This is a genomic window from Burkholderia sp. IDO3 (assembly GCF_003366075.1).
In the GTDB taxonomy this organism is placed as follows: domain Bacteria; phylum Pseudomonadota; class Gammaproteobacteria; order Burkholderiales; family Burkholderiaceae; genus Burkholderia; species Burkholderia anthina.
In genome coordinates, this window is sequence record NZ_CP028962.1 from 976,468 (window position 1) to 992,145 (window position 15,678).

Genomic DNA, 15,678 nt, shown 5'->3' on the forward strand with positions numbered 1-15,678 from the left:
AGGGGAGACGGGCAAACGGCGGCGGGCTGGATGGGCCGCCGGCGACGTCCGGCCCGGGCGGGGAAGGGCGGCCGGCGACGCGTGCCGGCCGATGCCGGGCTCAGCGGCCCGACGCGGGCGTCGGGCCGCCCGGTTCCTGCACGCCGAAGCAGCCGCGATAGGTCGCGTAAAAGGAGCAGTACATCATCGTGACGATGATGATCGTCACCGGCATCATGATCGTCAGCCCGTAGGCGCCGGCGCCGAGCGCCTGCAGCAGCAGCGACAGGCCGAACGACGTGCCGAGCGCGACGCCGAACCACAGCAGGCCGTACACGACGAATGCGCCGCGATTGCGCCAGCAGCTGACGATGCTGAAGAACAGCGCCTTGGCGGGCGGAATGTCATGCCACGCGGTGAGCACGGGGGCGAACCAGAACAGCATCGCGACCGGCGCGTAGAGCAGCGTCGCGAGGAGCAGTGCGCCGAGCGTGCCTTGCGCGGCGAGCGCTTCCGGCGTGGTGCTCGGGTCGCCGGTCGTGCCCAGCATCATGTGGAGCAGGGCGCCGCCGTCCACGATCGACGAAGCGGCGAACACCAGCACCATCAGCGCGACATAGACGACGCCGAGCACGAGCAGCCGCTGCGTCGTGGCCGGGCCGTACGAGCGGAAGCCGTCGATGAGGATCGTCGGCATCACCGGTTTGCCGGCCACCGTGTCGCGGCACGCGGCCATGAAGCCGACCGCGATGCCGGGGATGAACAGCAGCGGCAGCGCCGCGCCGACCACCGGCACCATCGACACCAGCGTGATCGCCAGCAGGTACGTGAAGAACAGCGTGATGAACGCGAGCGGGTTCCGGCGGAACAGCCAGATGCCTTGACGGAACCAGACATAGCCCGCTTTCGCGGGCACTTCGATCAGTTGCATGCGGTGTGGATCTCGGGAAGCGCGGGCGTATGGGCAATACGCTCACGCAGGATGCGTTCGAAATGGCCGGGGTCGTGCGGTTTGAGCATTTCGGCCGCACGCGGCAGGTAGAAGTCGTACAGGCGCGATACCCAGAAGCGATACGCGCCGGCGCGCAGCATGTCGCGCCAGTGGCGGCGCTCCTCGGCCGTGAACGGGCGCACCGTCTGGTACGCGCGCACCAGCGCGTCCGCGCGCGCGACGTCGAGCACGCCGGTCGCGAGGTCGACGCACCAGTCGTTGACGGTGACCGCGACGTCGAACAGCCATTTGTCGCAGCCGGCGAAATAGAAGTCGAAGAACCCGCCGAGCCGGACGTCATGGCCGGTATCGGGCGCCGCGTGCGCAAACAGCACGTTGTCGCGGAACAGGTCGCAGTGGCACGGGCCGCTCGGCAGCGCCGCGTAATCGTCCGACGCGAAGAATGCGGCCTGATGCGCCAGCTCGCCCTCGAGCAGCGTGCGCTGCGCGTCCGAGACGAACGGGACGATCGCCGGCACGTTCTCCTGCCACCACGGCAGGCTGCGCAGGTTCGGCTGGTAGCGAGGATAGTCGCGGCCGGCCAGGTGCAGGCGCGCGAGCATCTGCCCGACCTCGATGCAGTGTTCGACCCCCGGTGCGAGTTCGGCGGCCCCGTCGAGCTTCGTGACGATCGCCGCCGGCTTGCCGTGCAACTCGCCGAACAGCGCGCCGTCGTCGCGGGGGACCGGATCCGGCACCGGCACGCCGTGGCCGGCCAGATGGCGCATCAGGTCCAGGTAGAACGGCAGTTGTTCCGCCGTCAGCTTTTCGAAGATCGTGAGGACGTACTCGCCGCGCGTCGTCGTCAGGAAGAAATTGCTGTTTTCGATGCCGGACGGAATGCCGCGGAACGCCAGCACGTCGCCCAGTTCATAGTGGCGCATCCATTGCGCGAGATCGGAGTCGGAAACAGCGGTGAAAACGGCCATGCGAGATGCGTCTGGTCAGTTGTCGGCCCGCGCGGGGCGTGCAGCGCGACAGGAGGTGAAGGGGGAGCCGCCGCGCCGCATCGGGATCGATGCGGCGCGGCAGGAAATCAGTAGCGCAGGTTGACCGACGGCAGGCGCGTGATCGGGACGCCCGCGTCGTGCGGCTTCGGCGACGTGTCGAGCGTCGAGCTCATCTGGTAGCGCGTGCCGAAGTTCGACTTCACGTCGATCTCGACCGGCTTGCCGCGATCGCGATACTCGGTGACCTCGGTGCCGTTCTTGCTCTTTTCATGGAAGCTCGGCGTGCGGCGGATGTCGGCGAAATCGACTTTCGACGTGACTTCGGCGCCCGGCCGGTTGATCTTGCGGAGATCGGGCAGGCCGGCGGCTTCGTTGGCCTCGGCCTGGGCCTGCGCGTCGGCGGCCGGCGTGCTGCCGGCGGCATAGGCGGCGCCGGCGGTGGCGAACGTGCCAGCGAACGCGGCGGCAGCGGCGACGAGAATGAGCGGCTTCATGATGAGTCTCCAGTGAACCTTCCGATTTTAGCAAATACTGCGCGCCGCCCGGCCTTCGTTTGCAAGCTGCGTGCAAGCGGGCGGCCATGAGCGCGACCGGGTTCCGTGGTAATGTCGTTGGATCAGACGAGGTGATGAAAATGAAGAACGATTTGAGCCGCCGGCACCGGGTGCTGACGCCCGAGAGCCCGCCCGTCGAAGCATTCGACGATCCGATCACCGCCGTCGCGCGGCTGTCGGCCATCTACGATACCAATACCGGTTTCCTGCGCGATGCATTCGCGCGCTACCGCCGCCACGAACCGATCACCGAGCACGTGCGCGCGTGCTATCCGTTCGTACGCATCCGCACCGAAGTCAATACGCACGTCGATTCGCGCCGCTCGTACGGTTTCGTCGCGGGCCCGGGCGTGTTCGAGACCACCGTCACGCGTCCCGATCTCTTCGCGAACTACTATCGCGAGCAACTGCGTCTGCTGTCGAAGAACCACCATGTAAAGATCGAGATCGGCGTGTCGTCGCAGCCGATTCCGATCCACTTTGCGTTCCCCGAAGGGATCCACCTCGAAGGCGAACTCGACCGCGACCGCCTGCTCGCGATGCGCGACATCTTCGATACGCCCGATCTGTCGTATCTCGACGACCGCATCGTCAACGGCACGTTCGAGCCCGAGCATGGCGAGCCGCATCCGCTCGCGCTGTTTACCGCCGCGCGCGTCGACTTCTCGCTGCACCGGCTGCGTCACTACACGGCCACGTCGCCCACGCATTTCCAGAATTACGTGCTCTATACGAACTATCAGTTCTATATCGACGAGTTCGTGAAGCTGGGCCGCATGCTGATGACCGAAAGCAGCGATCCGGAGGTGCGTGCGTACCGCAGCCAGTACAGCGCGTTCGTCGAGCCGGGCGACGTCATCACGTACAACGCGAATCTCGGCAGCGAGGCGGCCGAAGGCGCCGCGCCGCCGCGGCTGCCGCAGATGCCCGCGTATCACCTGAAGCGCGCGGACGGCAGCGGGATCACGATGGTCAACATCGGCGTCGGCCCGTCGAATGCGAAGACGATCACCGACCACATCGCGGTGCTGCGTCCGCATGCATGGGTGATGCTCGGTCACTGCGCGGGCCTGCGCAACACGCAGCGTCTCGGCGACTACGTGCTCGCACACGGTTACGTGCGCGAGGATCACGTGCTCGACGCCGACCTGCCGCTGTGGGTGCCGATCCCGGCGCTCGCCGAAGTGCAGCTCGCACTCGAGCGCGGCGTGGCCGAAGTCACGCAGCTCGAAGGCGTCGAGCTGAAGCGCGTGATGCGCACGGGGACGGTCGCGAGCGTCGACAACCGCAACTGGGAACTGCGCGATCACCGCGAGCCCGTGCAGCGCCTGTCGCAGAGCCGGGCGATCGCGCTCGACATGGAAAGCGCGACGATCGCCGCGAACGGGTTCCGCTTCCGCGTGCCGTACGGCACGCTGCTGTGCGTATCGGACAAGCCGCTGCACGGCGAGCTGAAACTGCCGGGCATGGCCGACACGTTCTATCGCGGGCAGGTCGACCAGCATCTGCAGATCGGCGTGAAGGCGATGGAGATCCTGCGCACGAACGGGCTCGACAAGCTGCATAGCCGCAAACTGCGGAGCTTCGCGGAAGTGGCGTTCCAGTAAGAACAGAACGCGCGTTGTCCCGCAGTGTCGCCATGGCGCTGCCGGAGCGCGCCTTCAGCCGGGCCCGCGCGCCCGGCTCACCATTGCACCGGTTCAACCGTGCGATCGAATGCCGCCTCGACCAGCGCGGTTTCGTCATCGTCGAGCGTGAGACCGAGTGCCGCGAGCGCGTCGGTCACGTGATGCGGCTTCGACAGCCCGACGATCGGCGCCGTGACACCCGGGCGGCGCAACGCCCATGCGAGTGCAATCTGCGCGGGCGGCACGCCGCGCGCTTGCGCGACCTGCCCGACCGTCTCCACGGTCGCCGCGACCGCATCCCGACCGTCGTACCACGACGCGATCTGCTGATCGGTGGCGGCGCGCGTCGTCGCGGCGTTGCGCGAGCCGGCCAGCAGCCCGCGACCGAGCGGCGACCACGGCGTGTACGCGATGCCTTCGCCGATGCACAGCGGCAGCATGTCGCGCTCGTCGTCGCGGCAGATCAGGCTGTACTGGCTCTGCATCGACACGAACGGCGCCAGACGGTGATGCCGCTGGTAGTCCAGCATCTTCATGAACTGCCACGCATGCATCGACGATGCGCCGAGATAGCGGACCTTGCCGCTCCTGACGATCGCGTCGAGCGCATCCAGCGTTTCCTCGATCGGTGTGTCCGGATCGAAGCGATGCACGATGTACAGATCGACGTAGTCGGTGCCGAGACGCTGCAGCGATGCGTCGATGCTCGAAAACAGATGCTTGCGCGACAGTCCGCGCGCATTCGGCGCGTCGCGCATTGGAAAAAACGCCTTCGTCGCGATCACGACGTCGTCGCGCGTCGCGAAATCGCACAGCGCGCGACCGAGAATGCGTTCGCTTTCGCCGTTCGAATAAATGTCCGCCGTGTCGAAGAAGGTCACGCCTGCATCGAGCGCGGCGCGGATGAACGGCAGCGCGTCGCGTTCGGTCGCGACCCACGGCCGCCATGCCGGGTCGCCATAGGTCATGCAGCCGAGGCAAAGTCTCGATACCTTCATCCCGGACGTGCCCAGTCTCACGTATTCCATCGGTTCCTCTCTGTCGTGGGTCGCGATGCCGCGTCGTTCAACGCATGCCGGCGATCGTATAGCCGCCGTCGACCAGAATCGATTCGCCGGTGATGAAGCGCGCGGCGTCGCTGCACAGCCACACGGCGGCATCCGCGACGTCCTCGGGCGTGCCGACCCGCCGCGCGGGCGTGAAGGCGGCGAACGGGCGCAGCATCTCGTCGTCGCCGAAGCGGCGCGCCATCGGCGTGTCGATGACGCCGGGGTTCACGTTGTTGATGCGGATGCCGTGCGGCCCGCCCTCGAGCGCGACCGCGCGGACCATCGCGTCGAGCGCGCCCTTGCTCGCCGAATAGACCGACGAGCCGGCGAGCGCGCCGCGCGCGAGCCACGACGACGTATTGACGATCGCGCCACCGCCGCCGTGCGCGAGCATGGCTTCCATCTCGAGCTTGACCGACAGCCAGGTGCCCTTGAGATTGGTGGCGATCACGTGGTCGAAATCGGCTTCCGTCTGGTCGACGATCGGCGCGAACGTGCCTTCGGTGCCGGCATTGTTGAATGCCGCGTGCAGCGCACCGTAGCGTTCGATCGTTGCGGCAACGAGGGCGCGGACGCTGTCGGACGATGCGATGTCGACAGGGACGGCGAATGCGTCGCCTCCTTCCCCGGCGATCGCCTGCACGGTTTCGTCGAGCAGCGCCGGGCGTCGGCCGGCGACGACGACACGGGCGCCGTGCCGGGCGAACGCGATCGCGGCGGCGCGGCCAATCCCGGTGCCGCCGCCGGTGACGAGGGCGACACGGCCGTCGAGGCGCGACGGCGTATCGGCAAGCGGGGGGCGCTGAATGCGTGAGTCGGACATGATGGATGGCTCCGGATGAGGGGAAATCGTGGCGGCCGACGGGCCGGCGTTCAGTCTTCGCCGGCGGATACCGTCAACGGCAGCCCGGGCGCACCCGCGTAGAACACGATGAGCTCGGCCGGCTCGTCGCCGGTCTCGCCGCGATGAACGCCGCCGACCATTTCCGGCACCACGTCGCCGGGGCCGAGCGCGAGCCGCTTGCCGTCGCTTCGACGTACCGCGTTCAGGTGTCCGGACAGCACGTAGCCGACGTTGATCGACGGATGCTGGTGCCATGGCAGTACGGCGTGCGGCGGGATCGTGTAGCGTACGACGGTGATTTCCGGTTGCTGCCGCGGGTAGGCGCGGTAGCGCGAGCCGTCCCATGCGCGGGTGGTTCGCAGCAGGACCGTTTCGTCCGCACGAGCCTCCTGCGCGGCGACGGTCGATGTGCCTGCGGCGATCATCGCGATCGCGACGGCGGTTCGGGAAACGATGGAGAATGAGCGCTGGTTCATGGCGTGCGGCCCGCCGGGCCGGGGCATTGAAGACAGCGTCATTGTGCGAAGCCAGTCGCGGTGCGAATAGTGCCGGTTCGGTTGAAACCGATTCAACGCGACCGGCACGCGCTGCAACGCCATGGATGAATGCCCGGGCGAATCGGGCTTGACGGAGTGCCGAATGGATCGTTTGAAAGCGTTGACGGTATTTGTCCGCGTCGCGGTTGCGGGCAGCATCAGCGCGGGCGCCCGCGAACTGGGCATGACGCCGCAGGCGGCAAGCAAGCAGGTCGCCGGGCTGGAGACGCTGCTGAGCGTTCGGCTGTTTCAGCGTTCGACGCGCCGGATCGCGCTGACGGCCGAGGGCGAGCGCCTGCTGGCCCAGTGTCGTGGCGCGGTCGGCGAACTGGAGAGTGCGCTGCGCATGCTGGACGACGATCGCGCGCAGGCGGTCGGGACGATCCGTGTCGCGGCGCCGTATTCGTTGGCGAGGCGCTTTCTTGCGCCGTTGCTCGGTGAGTTTTGCGACCGTCAGCCGGGCGTGACCGCCGAGCTGATCGTCAGCGACGATATGGCCGACATCGTCGAGCAGCGGATCGACATCGCGCTTCGGACCGGTAATCTGCCCGACAGCGGACTGGTCGCGCGTCGCGTCGCCGACCTGCAACTGATCGTGTGCGCGGCGCCCGCGTACCTGCGTCGGCACGGCGAACCGCAGACGATCGACGCATTGGCCGATCATCGCTGCACCGCGTTCCTGTACCCGCGCACGGGCAAGCCGTTTCCGTGGGAATTTCTCGTCGACGGCGGCGTGCATACCCGGCAGGTGCGTCCGTTCATCGCGACCAACGATATCGATGCGGAACTCGATACCGTACTGAGCGGCGCCGCGATCGGCCAGTTCTTCGGCTATTCCGTCCACGCGCACGTGCGCGAAGGGCGCCTCGTGCCGCTGCTGACCCGGCACGTGACGTCCCGCTACGGCCTCTATCTGTGCATGCCGCAGCGCACCCATCTGCCGCGACGAAACCGGCTGCTGATGGACTTCCTTGCCGACCGGCTCGGCGCGCATCCGGACCTGGCGCCGCTTTCGCTGGCGGATGCGGCGGCGTGACGACCTGACGGGGCGCGTATCCCGGCGGCGGCCCGGAAACGACAAGGCCGCCTGGCACCGTGGTGCGCAGGCGGCCTTGCCGTCTAGGTTCGCGTCGTGGCGTTCAGCACTCGCCTTTCTTCGCGTGTCCCGGCGGGCAGTGATAGCCGCGCCCTTCGTGACCACGATAGCGCTGATGGTCTTCCCATTCGCGGCGCTCCCAGTAGCGATGGCCGTCCCAGTAGCGGTCGCCGTGCCAGCCAACCACCACCACGGGCGCAGGCGCGACGACGACCGGTGCGGGCGTGCCGATGTTGACGTCGACGTTGACGGCGTGGGCGAGGCCGGACAGCGAAAGGCCGAGGCCGGCGAAGGCGAGGGCGATCAGCGAGCGTTGCATGTTCTTTTCCGTGATGTCGTTGTTGAAAGGTCGGCGCGACGCGATGGACGCGAGGGGGAATCGTTCCACCGGGGGGCCGCCACGCCGACGACTGCAGTGTGCTGGCGCGGCGACGAAAAGGCGAGACGTGTTTGTTACCGCGGATTGGCGTGACGCGGTGCGACCGGATGGTGCGCGCGCAGCGTGATTTGACAATGACGAGCCGCCCGCGCGGGACGTTGCCGCGCAGCGCGCGGCGCGGGCGGCCGGGATTTGACATTCGACGGCACGCGACCGTGAAACCGGATTAACGCGACGTTACAAAGTCATGCGCGGCAGGAGGCCGAATGGCCATGCCTGCCGCGCGTGAAGCGATACGCCGGCCGTGAGGCCGGCCATCGACATCGATCGATCACGGATTTACAGATAGAACATGCGGTCTTCTTCGGGCCGCGGCGGATGACCTTCGCCATCGTCCGAGCCTTCCTCTTCGCCGCTGTCCTCGTAGAACGCGAGCACGGCGTCGAGCACCTGGTCGGGATCGTCGATCACCTGCATCAGGTTCATGTCTTCCGGATTGATGAGGCCCATCGGAATCAGCTGGTCGCGGAACCATTGCAGCAGGCCCTTCCAGAACTCGCTGCCGACGAGAATGATCGGCACGAGGCGCGACTTCTTCGTCTGGATCAGCGTGAGCACTTCGGACAGTTCGTCGAGCGTGCCGAAGCCGCCCGGCATCACGATCACCGCGTCGGAGTTCTTCACGAACGTGACCTTGCGCGTGAAGAAGTGACGGAAGCGCAGCGAGATGTCCTGATAGTGGTTGCCGGCCTGCTCATGCGGCAGCTCGATGTTCAGGCCGACCGACGGTGCCTTGCCCGCGTGCGCGCCCTTGTTCGCGGCTTCCATGATGCCGGGGCCGCCGCCGGAGATCACGGCGAAGCCGGCGTCGGAGAGCTTGCGCGCGATCTGCACGGCGAGCTTGTAGTGCGGCGTGTCGGGTTTGAGGCGGGCAGAACCGTAGATGCTGACGGCAGGGCGGATCTCCGACAGGTACTCGGTCGCCTCGATAAACTCTGCCATAATCGTGAACATCTGCCACGATGCGCGCGCCTTCTTGGCCGTCGCGCGTTCTTGGTCTGCGAGCGAACGCAGACTCGGAATCACTTTTCTCTTGTTCATAATGCCTGAAGAACGAAATCTGGAAGGTAAGACCCTGCTATTGGTTGACGGTTCGAGCTATCTGTATCGGGCTTACCATGCGATGCCTGATTTGCGTGGCCCTGGCGGGGAGCCGACCGGAGCGCTCTACGGAATCATCAACATGCTGCGCCGTATGCGCAAGGAAGTCAGTGCAGAGTATAGCGCTTGCGTGTTCGATGCAAAGGGCAAGACGTTCCGCGATGACCTTTATGCCGACTATAAGGCAAACCGTCCGTCGATGCCGCCCGATCTTGCCTTGCAGGTCGAACCGATTCACGGCGCGGTGCGCGCACTCGGCTGGCCGCTGTTGATGGTCGAGGGCGTCGAAGCCGACGACGTGATCGGCACGCTCGCGCGCGAAGCCGAGCGGCACGGCATGAACGTGATCGTGTCGACCGGCGACAAGGATCTCGCGCAGCTCGTCACCGATCACGTCACGCTCGTCAACACGATGACCGACGAGACGCTCGATCGCGACGGCGTGATCGCGAAGTTCGGCGTGCCGCCCGAGCGGATCATCGACTACCTGTCGCTGATCGGCGACACCGTCGACAACGTGCCGGGCGTCGAGAAGTGCGGGCCGAAGACGGCCGTCAAATGGCTGTCGCAATACGACAGCCTCGACGGCGTGATCGAACACGCGGGCGAGATCAAGGGCGTGGTCGGCGACAACCTGCGCCGCGCGCTCGACTTCCTGCCGCTCGGCCGCAAGCTCGTGACCGTCGATACGGCCTGCGATCTCGCGCCGCATCTCGAATCGATCGAGGCGTCGCTGAAATCCGACGGCGAAGCGCGCGACCTGCTGCGCGACATCTTCGCGCGCTACGGCTTCAAGACGTGGCTGCGCGAAGTCGAGAGCGCGCCCGCGGAAGGCGGCGGCGCCGATGCGCCGGAAGGCGAGCCGGCGCCGGCGGTGATGGCCGACATTGTCCGCGAATACGACACGATCCAGACGTGGGAGCAGTTCGATGCATGGTTCGCGAAGATCGATGCGGCCGCACTGACCGCATTCGATACCGAAACCACGTCGCTCGATCCGATGGCGGCGCGACTCGTCGGGCTGTCGTTCTCGATCGAGCCGGGCAAGGCTGCCTACCTGCCGGTTGCGCACCGCGGCCCCGACCTGCCCGAGCAGCTTCCGTTCGACGATGTGCTCGCGCGCCTGAAGCCGTGGCTCGAATCGGCCGATCGCAAGAAGGTCGGCCAGCACCTGAAGTACGACGCGCAGGTGCTCGCGAATTACGATATCGCGCTGAACGGCATCGAGCACGACACGCTGCTCGAATCGTACGTGCTCGAATCGCATCGCACGCACGACATGGACAGCCTCGCGCTGCGTCATCTGGGCGTCAAGACGATCAAGTACGAAGACGTGGCCGGCAAGGGCGCGAAGCAGATCGGCTTCGACGAAGTCGCGCTCGAGCAGGCCGCTGCGTACGCGGCCGAAGATGCCGACATCACGTTGCAGCTTCATCAGGCGTTGTATCCGCAGGTCGCGCGCGAGCCGGGCCTCGAACACGTGTATCGCGACATCGAGATGCCGGTGTCGCTCGTGTTGCGCAAGATGGAGCGCACCGGCGTGCTGATCGACGATGCGCTGTTGCAGGCGCAAAGCAGCGAGATCGCCACGCGGCTCATCGAGCTCGAGGGCCAAGCATACGAACTGGCCGGCGGCGAATTCAATCTCGGCTCGCCGAAGCAGATCGGGCAGATCTTCTTCGAGAAGCTGCAGTTGCCGGTCGTGAAGAAAACGCCGAGCGGCGCGCCGTCGACCGACGAGGAAGTGCTGCAGAAGCTGGCCGAGGATTATCCGCTGCCGAAGCTGCTGCTCGAACATCGCGGGCTGTCGAAGCTGAAGTCGACCTACACCGACAAGCTGCCGCGCATGGTGAACCCCGCAACGGGCCGCGTGCATACGAACTATGCGCAGGCCGTCGCCGTCACGGGGCGCCTCGCGTCGAACGATCCCAATCTTCAGAACATTCCGGTGCGCACGGCCGAAGGCCGGCGCATCCGCGAGGCATTCATCGCGTCGCCGGGCCACCGGATCGTGTCGGCCGATTATTCGCAGATCGAACTGCGGATCATGGCGCACATCTCGGGCGACGCGTCGCTCTTGCGTGCGTTCTCGCAGGGCGAGGACATTCACCGTGCCACCGCCGCCGAAGTGTTCGGCGTGACGCCGCTGGAGGTCAATTCCGACCAGCGCCGGATCGCGAAGGTGATCAACTTCGGGCTCATCTACGGGATGAGCGCGTTCGGCCTCGCGTCGAACCTCGGCATCACGCGCGATGCGGCGAAGCTCTATATCGACCGCTACTTCGCGCGTTACCCGGGTGTTGCGCAGTACATGGAAAATACGCGCGCGGTGGCCAAGGAAAAGGGCTACGTCGAAACCGTTTTCGGCCGCCGCCTATGGCTGCCGGAAATCAACGGCGGCAACGGCCCGCGCCGTCAGGCGGCCGAGCGCGCGGCCATCAATGCCCCGATGCAGGGCACGGCGGCCGACCTGATCAAGCTGTCGATGATCGCGGTGGACGACTGGCTCACGCGCGACGGGCTCGCGTCGCGCATGATCATGCAGGTGCACGATGAACTGGTGCTCGAGGTGCCCGACGGCGAACTGTCGCTCGTGCGCGAGAAGTTGCCGGAAATGATGTGCGGTGTCGCGAAGCTGAAGGTCCCGCTCGTCGCCGAAGTCGGCGCCGGTGCGAACTGGGAAGAGGCACACTGACGCATCGCTGCCTGATTCCCGCATTCCCGCAGCATATTGTTGCAGGGATGCTGAATATCGAGATGGTTTGCTTGTGGTCAACGCGCAAGCTCCCGGACAATGCATGTCAGCCAGGTCATTGTCGCGGGGGCAGCGCGCCCCGCGTTCCGGGGTCGGCGCATCGAAGTGCTTCGAACTGCACATCGATGATGTCCGAACTGGTTAATCCAGCGGGCGATGCGAACGCATCGCGTCCGTATCGTCCGGCGGCAGAAGTTTCGAATCGCAAAGGGGGAATCAGATGCATCGGATCATCATCGTAGGCGGAGGCGCGGGCGGCCTGGAACTGGCGACGCGGCTCGGCGACCGTTACGGCGCGCGCGGCAATCGTCCCGCGCGTGCGCTCGTCACGCTCGTCGACCGCAATCCGACCCACATCTGGAAACCATTGCTGCACGAAGTCGCGGCCGGCAGCATGGACCCGTTCACGCAGGAGCTCGAATACGCGGCGCAGGCGCGCTGGCATGGGTTCGAGTTCCAGCAGGGCGAACTGAGCGCGCTCGACCGCGCCGCGAAGCGCATCACGCTGTCGCCCGTCAACGACAGCGACGGCGAGGCGCTGCTGCCGGCGCGTGACCTCGAATACGACACGCTCGTGATCGCGATCGGCAGCACGACGCACTTCTTCGGCGTGCAGGGCGCGGCGGAAAACGCGATCGCACTGGATACCGTCGGCGAGGCCGAGCGTTTCCGCAAGCGGTTGATCGCTGCGTGCATGCGCGCCGAACATCAGGCGCCTGCCGAGCCCGTGCCGGGTGCGGCGTCCGAGCCGCGCATCCAGGTCGTGATCGTCGGCGGCGGTGCGACGGGCGTCGAGTTGTCCGCGGAGTTGCGCAACACCGCGCAGGTGCTGTCCGTGTACGGTCTGCACAAGCTCGATCCGCGGCACGACGTCGGCATCGTGCTGATCGAATCGGGGCCGCGGATTCTCCCGGCGCTGCAGGAACGCGTGTCCGCGGCGACGGCCGAACTGCTCGAGAAGCTCGGCGTGCGGCTGATGCTCGCCGAGCGCGTGACCGAGGTCGCGCCGGGCGTCGTGCATACCGCGAGCGGCAAGGCGGTGCGCGCGGACCTCACGGTCTGGGCGGCCGGCATCAAGGCGCCGTCGGTGCTGTCGCATCTCGACGGCCTGCAGGTCAACAAGCTCGGCCAGCTCGACGTGCGTCGCACGCTGCAAACCTTCACTGACGACAACGTGTTCGCGCTCGGCGACTGTGCCGCATGCGTGTGGCCCGGCAACGAGCGCAACGTGCCGCCGCGCGCGCAGGCCGCGCACCAGCAGGCGAGCTTCCTGCTGAAGGCGATCGGCTGCCGGCTCGACGGGCGTCCGCTGCCCGAGTTCACGTATCGCGATTTCGGCTCGCTCGTGTCGCTCGGTCACTTCAGCGCGGTCGGCAACCTGATGGGCGGGCTGATCGGCGGCAACATGCTGATCGAAGGGCTGTTCGCGCGGTTCATGTACATGTCGCTGTATCGGCTGCATATCGCGGCGCTGCACGGCTATCCGCGCATGGTGCTCGACACGTTCGCGCACTGGCTGCGGCGCACGACGTTGCCGCGCGTCAAGCTGCACTGAGCGCCCGCTTCGTGCATGGAGCGGGCAGGGAACGGGTTCCCTGCCCGTCGTTGCTGCGGCTGAGGAAAGCGTCGCCGCTTGCCGCGCACCGCTGGTTGCAACGTCTTTTTCGTATCGATCGGCAAGCATTCGATCGCGCAGCGGCGTGTTGTGCGTGCCTGCCGCATGTGGATTCCAGGTCCCGTCGACACCGCTCGATCGAGCCGTCGTAATCGAGTCTTACACATCTGACAGTTGACGCAACAACGGATTATTGGGCATCTTGTCCGGGTTTCCGTTTGCGGCGGGGTGCCAACCGCCGCAACATCCGCGCCGTCCGCCGGCGCGATGCCCCGTCAGATCGAATCCGTGACCATGACGGCGGCGCCCAATCGAGGAGTGCATTCATGTTGAAACCCGAAGTCGACAGCCTGGTTCCCCACGTTCCGTTCTCGCGCCGCAAGTTCATGCAGGCCGCGCTGGGCGGCACCTTCGCGGCGGCCGTGCTGCCCGTGTCGGCGCAGACGGTCACGACCGACAGCGCCGGGCTGGACGTCGACACCATCGAGATCCGCTCGGGCGATGCGAGCATCCCCGCGTATCGCGCGCAACCGGTCGACAAGACGAACCTGCCGGTCGTCATCGTGATCCACGAGATCTTCGGCGTGCATGCGCATATCGCCGATGTCTGCCGCCGCTTCGCGAAGCTCGGCTATCTCGCGATCGCGCCGGACCTGTTCGCACGGCAGGGCAACGCGGCGAAGTATCCGACGATGAAGGAGCTGTACGACCACATCATCAGCAAGGTCCCGGACCGGCAGGTCACCGAGGATCTCGATGCGACCGTCGCATGGGCCGGGAAGAACGGCGGCGACCTGTCGCGCCTCGGCCTGACCGGGTTCTGCTGGGGCGGTCGTCAGGCGTGGCTGTATGCGGAGCACAACCCGCACGTGCGCGCCGCGGTGGCGTGGTACGGGTTTGTCGAAGGCAAGACCGACGAGATGACGCCGTTCAATCCGGTCGATCGTGCGTCGTCGCTGAAGGTGCCGGTGCTCGGGCTGTACGGCGAGAAGGATCAGAACATCACGCAGGCGTCGCTCGCGGACATGCGCAAGGCGATCCAGACGAGCGATTCGAAGCTCGCCCGCGAATCGGAGATCGTCGTCTATCCGGATGCCGGCCACGCGTTTTTCGCCGACTATCGGCCGAGCTACGTGGAGGGTGACGCCGAGGACGGCTGGAAGCGCGCGATCGCGTGGTTCCACAAGTATGGCGTGATGTAAAACGGCAAGCGGCGGCCGGAGCCGCCGCTTCGTCATCGCGCCGCGCCGGTGCTTACGGCGTCGGGCCGGTCGCGACCGGCCGCGACGGATCGGCGCTCCATTCGCTCCACGAGCCCGGGTACAGCGACGCGCCGTGCAGCCCCGCGATCTCGAGCGCGAGCGCGTTGTGGCATGCGGTAACGCCCGAGCCGCACTGCAGGATCGCGCGATTCGGTTCGGTGCCGGCCAGCAGTGTCGAGAACGTCTCGCGCAGTTCGTGGCCGGTCTTGAAGCGTCCGTCGGCGTTCAGGTTGTCCTTGAAGAACCGGTTGCGTGCGCCCGGAATGTGGCCGCCCACACGATCGATCGTTTCGTTTTCGCCGCGATAGCGGTCCGGTGCGCGTGCGTCGATCACGACGCGCGCGGGCGACGTCACGTTCGCGAGTACGGCTGCCGCATCGACCGTCGATTCGAGCGGCGCCCCCGTCCGGAAATCGCCGGCGGCAGGGTGCGGCACGTCGGTCGTCAGCGGCTGGCCGGCCGCTTCCCATGCCTGCAGGCCGCCGTCGAGCACGGCGACCGAATCGTGTCCGAGCCAGCGCAGCAGCCACCACAGGCGCGCCGCGTAGGCGCTGCCTTGCGCGTCATAGGCGACGATCTGCTGGCCCTGTTTGACGCCGCGGCTCGCGAGCAGCGTGGCGAGCGCGTCCCGGGTCGGCAGCGGATGGCGGCCGTTGGTGCCCGTCTTGCGCCCGGACAGGTCGCGATCGAGATGAAGGTACTGGGCGCCCGCGATATGGCCGGCCGCATAGGCGGCTTCGCCTGCGTCCGGATCGGCGAGATCGAAGCGGCAGTCGAACACGGCGACGCTGCCGGGCGCGGCGGCCAGGCGCTCGGCGAGATTGGCTGCGGAAATGAGCGTGGTGTAGTGGGTGTGTGGCATGACGGCTCCCTGGAGTG

General features: G+C 66.7%; 14 protein-coding genes. 5 read left to right on the forward strand and 9 right to left on the reverse strand.

Annotation, left to right across the window (positions count from 1 at the left end; translation table 11 throughout):
• Nucleotides 1-100 precede the first annotated feature (100 nt).
• The 3 genes from DCN14_RS04570 to DCN14_RS04580 form a co-directional block, all read right to left on the reverse strand.
• Nucleotides 101-910, reverse strand: a complete 810-nt coding sequence (locus tag DCN14_RS04570; protein ID WP_096504103.1) for a BPSS1780 family membrane protein — start codon at nucleotides 908-910, stop codon at nucleotides 101-103.
• The gene (locus tag DCN14_RS04575) at nucleotides 901-1,899 is read right to left on the reverse strand and encodes a homoserine kinase (protein ID WP_096504101.1); all 999 of its coding nucleotides are present in this window, start codon (nucleotides 1,897-1,899) and stop codon (nucleotides 901-903) included. The genes DCN14_RS04570 and DCN14_RS04575 overlap by 10 nt, the downstream gene beginning before the upstream one ends.
• Nucleotides 1,900-2,006: 107 nt before the next feature.
• On the reverse strand, nucleotides 2,007-2,414 hold the full coding sequence (locus DCN14_RS04580; protein WP_096504099.1) for a hypothetical protein: 408 nt from the start codon (nucleotides 2,412-2,414) through the stop codon (nucleotides 2,007-2,009).
• 140 nt (nucleotides 2,415-2,554) lie between these two features.
• Here DCN14_RS04580 and DCN14_RS04585 point away from each other — a divergent pair, with 140 nt between their 5' ends.
• Entirely contained in the window at nucleotides 2,555-4,081 is a 1,527-nt protein-coding gene (locus tag DCN14_RS04585; protein ID WP_096504153.1) for an AMP nucleosidase, read from the forward strand.
• Nucleotides 4,082-4,158: 77 nt separating this feature from the next.
• Here DCN14_RS04585 and DCN14_RS04590 read toward each other — a convergent pair whose 3' ends face one another.
• Genes DCN14_RS04590 through DCN14_RS04600 form a run of 3 tightly spaced genes read right to left on the reverse strand, consistent with a single transcriptional unit; the run spans nucleotide 4,159 to nucleotide 6,594 of the window.
• Entirely contained in the window at nucleotides 4,159-5,130 is a 972-nt protein-coding gene (locus tag DCN14_RS04590) for an aldo/keto reductase (RefSeq protein ID WP_096504097.1), read from the reverse strand.
• Between the two features lie 37 nt (nucleotides 5,131-5,167).
• Nucleotides 5,168-5,974: a glucose 1-dehydrogenase gene (locus tag DCN14_RS04595; RefSeq protein WP_096504095.1), complete on the reverse strand. Its 807-nt coding sequence runs from the start codon at nucleotides 5,972-5,974 to the stop codon at nucleotides 5,168-5,170.
• A gap of 50 nt (nucleotides 5,975-6,024) precedes the next feature.
• Nucleotides 6,025-6,594, reverse strand: coding sequence for a cupin domain-containing protein (locus DCN14_RS04600; protein ID WP_240327268.1), 570 nt, complete (start codon nucleotides 6,592-6,594; stop codon nucleotides 6,025-6,027).
• Nucleotides 6,595-6,634: 40 nt separating this feature from the next.
• On the opposite strand from DCN14_RS04600, the gene DCN14_RS04605 reads away from it, so the two are divergent.
• Nucleotides 6,635-7,567 carry a LysR family transcriptional regulator gene (locus tag DCN14_RS04605; RefSeq protein WP_096504093.1) on the forward strand — a complete coding sequence of 311 codons (933 nt, stop codon included), beginning with the start codon at nucleotides 6,635-6,637 and terminating at the stop codon, nucleotides 7,565-7,567.
• Nucleotides 7,568-7,670: 103 nt separating this feature from the next.
• Here the strand turns inward: DCN14_RS04605 and DCN14_RS04610 are convergent, their stop codons facing one another.
• Both DCN14_RS04610 and DCN14_RS04615 read right to left on the reverse strand, forming a co-directional pair.
• On the reverse strand, nucleotides 7,671-7,946 hold the full coding sequence (locus DCN14_RS04610) for a hypothetical protein (protein ID WP_096504149.1): 276 nt from the start codon (nucleotides 7,944-7,946) through the stop codon (nucleotides 7,671-7,673).
• Between the two features lie 399 nt (nucleotides 7,947-8,345).
• Nucleotides 8,346-9,107 carry a TIGR00730 family Rossman fold protein gene (locus DCN14_RS04615; protein ID WP_096504091.1) on the reverse strand — a complete coding sequence of 254 codons (762 nt, stop codon included), beginning with the start codon at nucleotides 9,105-9,107 and terminating at the stop codon, nucleotides 8,346-8,348.
• Between the two features lies 1 nt (nucleotide 9,108).
• Here DCN14_RS04615 and polA point away from each other — a divergent pair, with 1 nt between their 5' ends.
• The 3 genes from polA to DCN14_RS04630 all read left to right on the forward strand — a co-directional run bounded on the left by polA (nucleotide 9,109) and on the right by DCN14_RS04630 (nucleotide 14,739).
• Nucleotides 9,109-11,862, forward strand: coding sequence for a DNA polymerase I (gene polA / locus DCN14_RS04620; RefSeq protein ID WP_096504089.1), 2,754 nt, complete (start codon nucleotides 9,109-9,111; stop codon nucleotides 11,860-11,862).
• Between the two features lie 280 nt (nucleotides 11,863-12,142).
• Complete coding sequence (locus DCN14_RS04625; RefSeq protein WP_096504087.1) at nucleotides 12,143-13,477, forward strand: NAD(P)/FAD-dependent oxidoreductase; 1,335 nt, start codon at nucleotides 12,143-12,145, stop codon at nucleotides 13,475-13,477.
• Nucleotides 13,478-13,863: 386 nt separating this feature from the next.
• Nucleotides 13,864-14,739: a dienelactone hydrolase family protein gene (locus DCN14_RS04630; RefSeq protein WP_096504085.1), complete on the forward strand. Its 876-nt coding sequence runs from the start codon at nucleotides 13,864-13,866 to the stop codon at nucleotides 14,737-14,739.
• 52 nt (nucleotides 14,740-14,791) lie between these two features.
• Here DCN14_RS04630 and DCN14_RS04635 read toward each other — a convergent pair whose 3' ends face one another.
• Nucleotides 14,792-15,661, reverse strand: coding sequence for a sulfurtransferase (locus DCN14_RS04635; RefSeq protein ID WP_096504083.1), 870 nt, complete (start codon nucleotides 15,659-15,661; stop codon nucleotides 14,792-14,794).
• Between the last annotated feature and the right edge of the window lie 17 nt (nucleotides 15,662-15,678).

Coding starts and splice junctions, on each gene's coding strand:
- DCN14_RS04570 (WP_096504103.1), bottom strand. CDS start 910: ATGCAACTGATCGAAGTGCCCGCGAAAGCGGGCTATGTCTGGTTCCGT.
- DCN14_RS04575 (WP_096504101.1), bottom strand. CDS start 1,899: ATGGCCGTTTTCACCGCTGTTTCCGACTCCGATCTCGCGCAATGGATG.
- DCN14_RS04580 (WP_096504099.1), bottom strand. CDS start 2,414: ATGAAGCCGCTCATTCTCGTCGCCGCTGCCGCCGCGTTCGCTGGCACG.
- DCN14_RS04585 (WP_096504153.1), top strand. CDS start 2,555: ATGAAGAACGATTTGAGCCGCCGGCACCGGGTGCTGACGCCCGAGAGC.
- DCN14_RS04590 (WP_096504097.1), bottom strand. CDS start 5,130: ATGGAATACGTGAGACTGGGCACGTCCGGGATGAAGGTATCGAGACTT.
- DCN14_RS04595 (WP_096504095.1), bottom strand. CDS start 5,974: ATGTCCGACTCACGCATTCAGCGCCCCCCGCTTGCCGATACGCCGTCG.
- DCN14_RS04600 (WP_240327268.1), bottom strand. CDS start 6,594: ATGGCGTTGCAGCGCGTGCCGGTCGCGTTGAATCGGTTTCAACCGAAC.
- DCN14_RS04605 (WP_096504093.1), top strand. CDS start 6,635: ATGGATCGTTTGAAAGCGTTGACGGTATTTGTCCGCGTCGCGGTTGCG.
- DCN14_RS04610 (WP_096504149.1), bottom strand. CDS start 7,946: ATGCAACGCTCGCTGATCGCCCTCGCCTTCGCCGGCCTCGGCCTTTCG.
- DCN14_RS04615 (WP_096504091.1), bottom strand. CDS start 9,107: ATGAACAAGAGAAAAGTGATTCCGAGTCTGCGTTCGCTCGCAGACCAA.
- polA (WP_096504089.1), top strand. CDS start 9,109: ATGCCTGAAGAACGAAATCTGGAAGGTAAGACCCTGCTATTGGTTGAC.
- DCN14_RS04625 (WP_096504087.1), top strand. CDS start 12,143: ATGCATCGGATCATCATCGTAGGCGGAGGCGCGGGCGGCCTGGAACTG.
- DCN14_RS04630 (WP_096504085.1), top strand. CDS start 13,864: ATGTTGAAACCCGAAGTCGACAGCCTGGTTCCCCACGTTCCGTTCTCG.
- DCN14_RS04635 (WP_096504083.1), bottom strand. CDS start 15,661: ATGCCACACACCCACTACACCACGCTCATTTCCGCAGCCAATCTCGCC.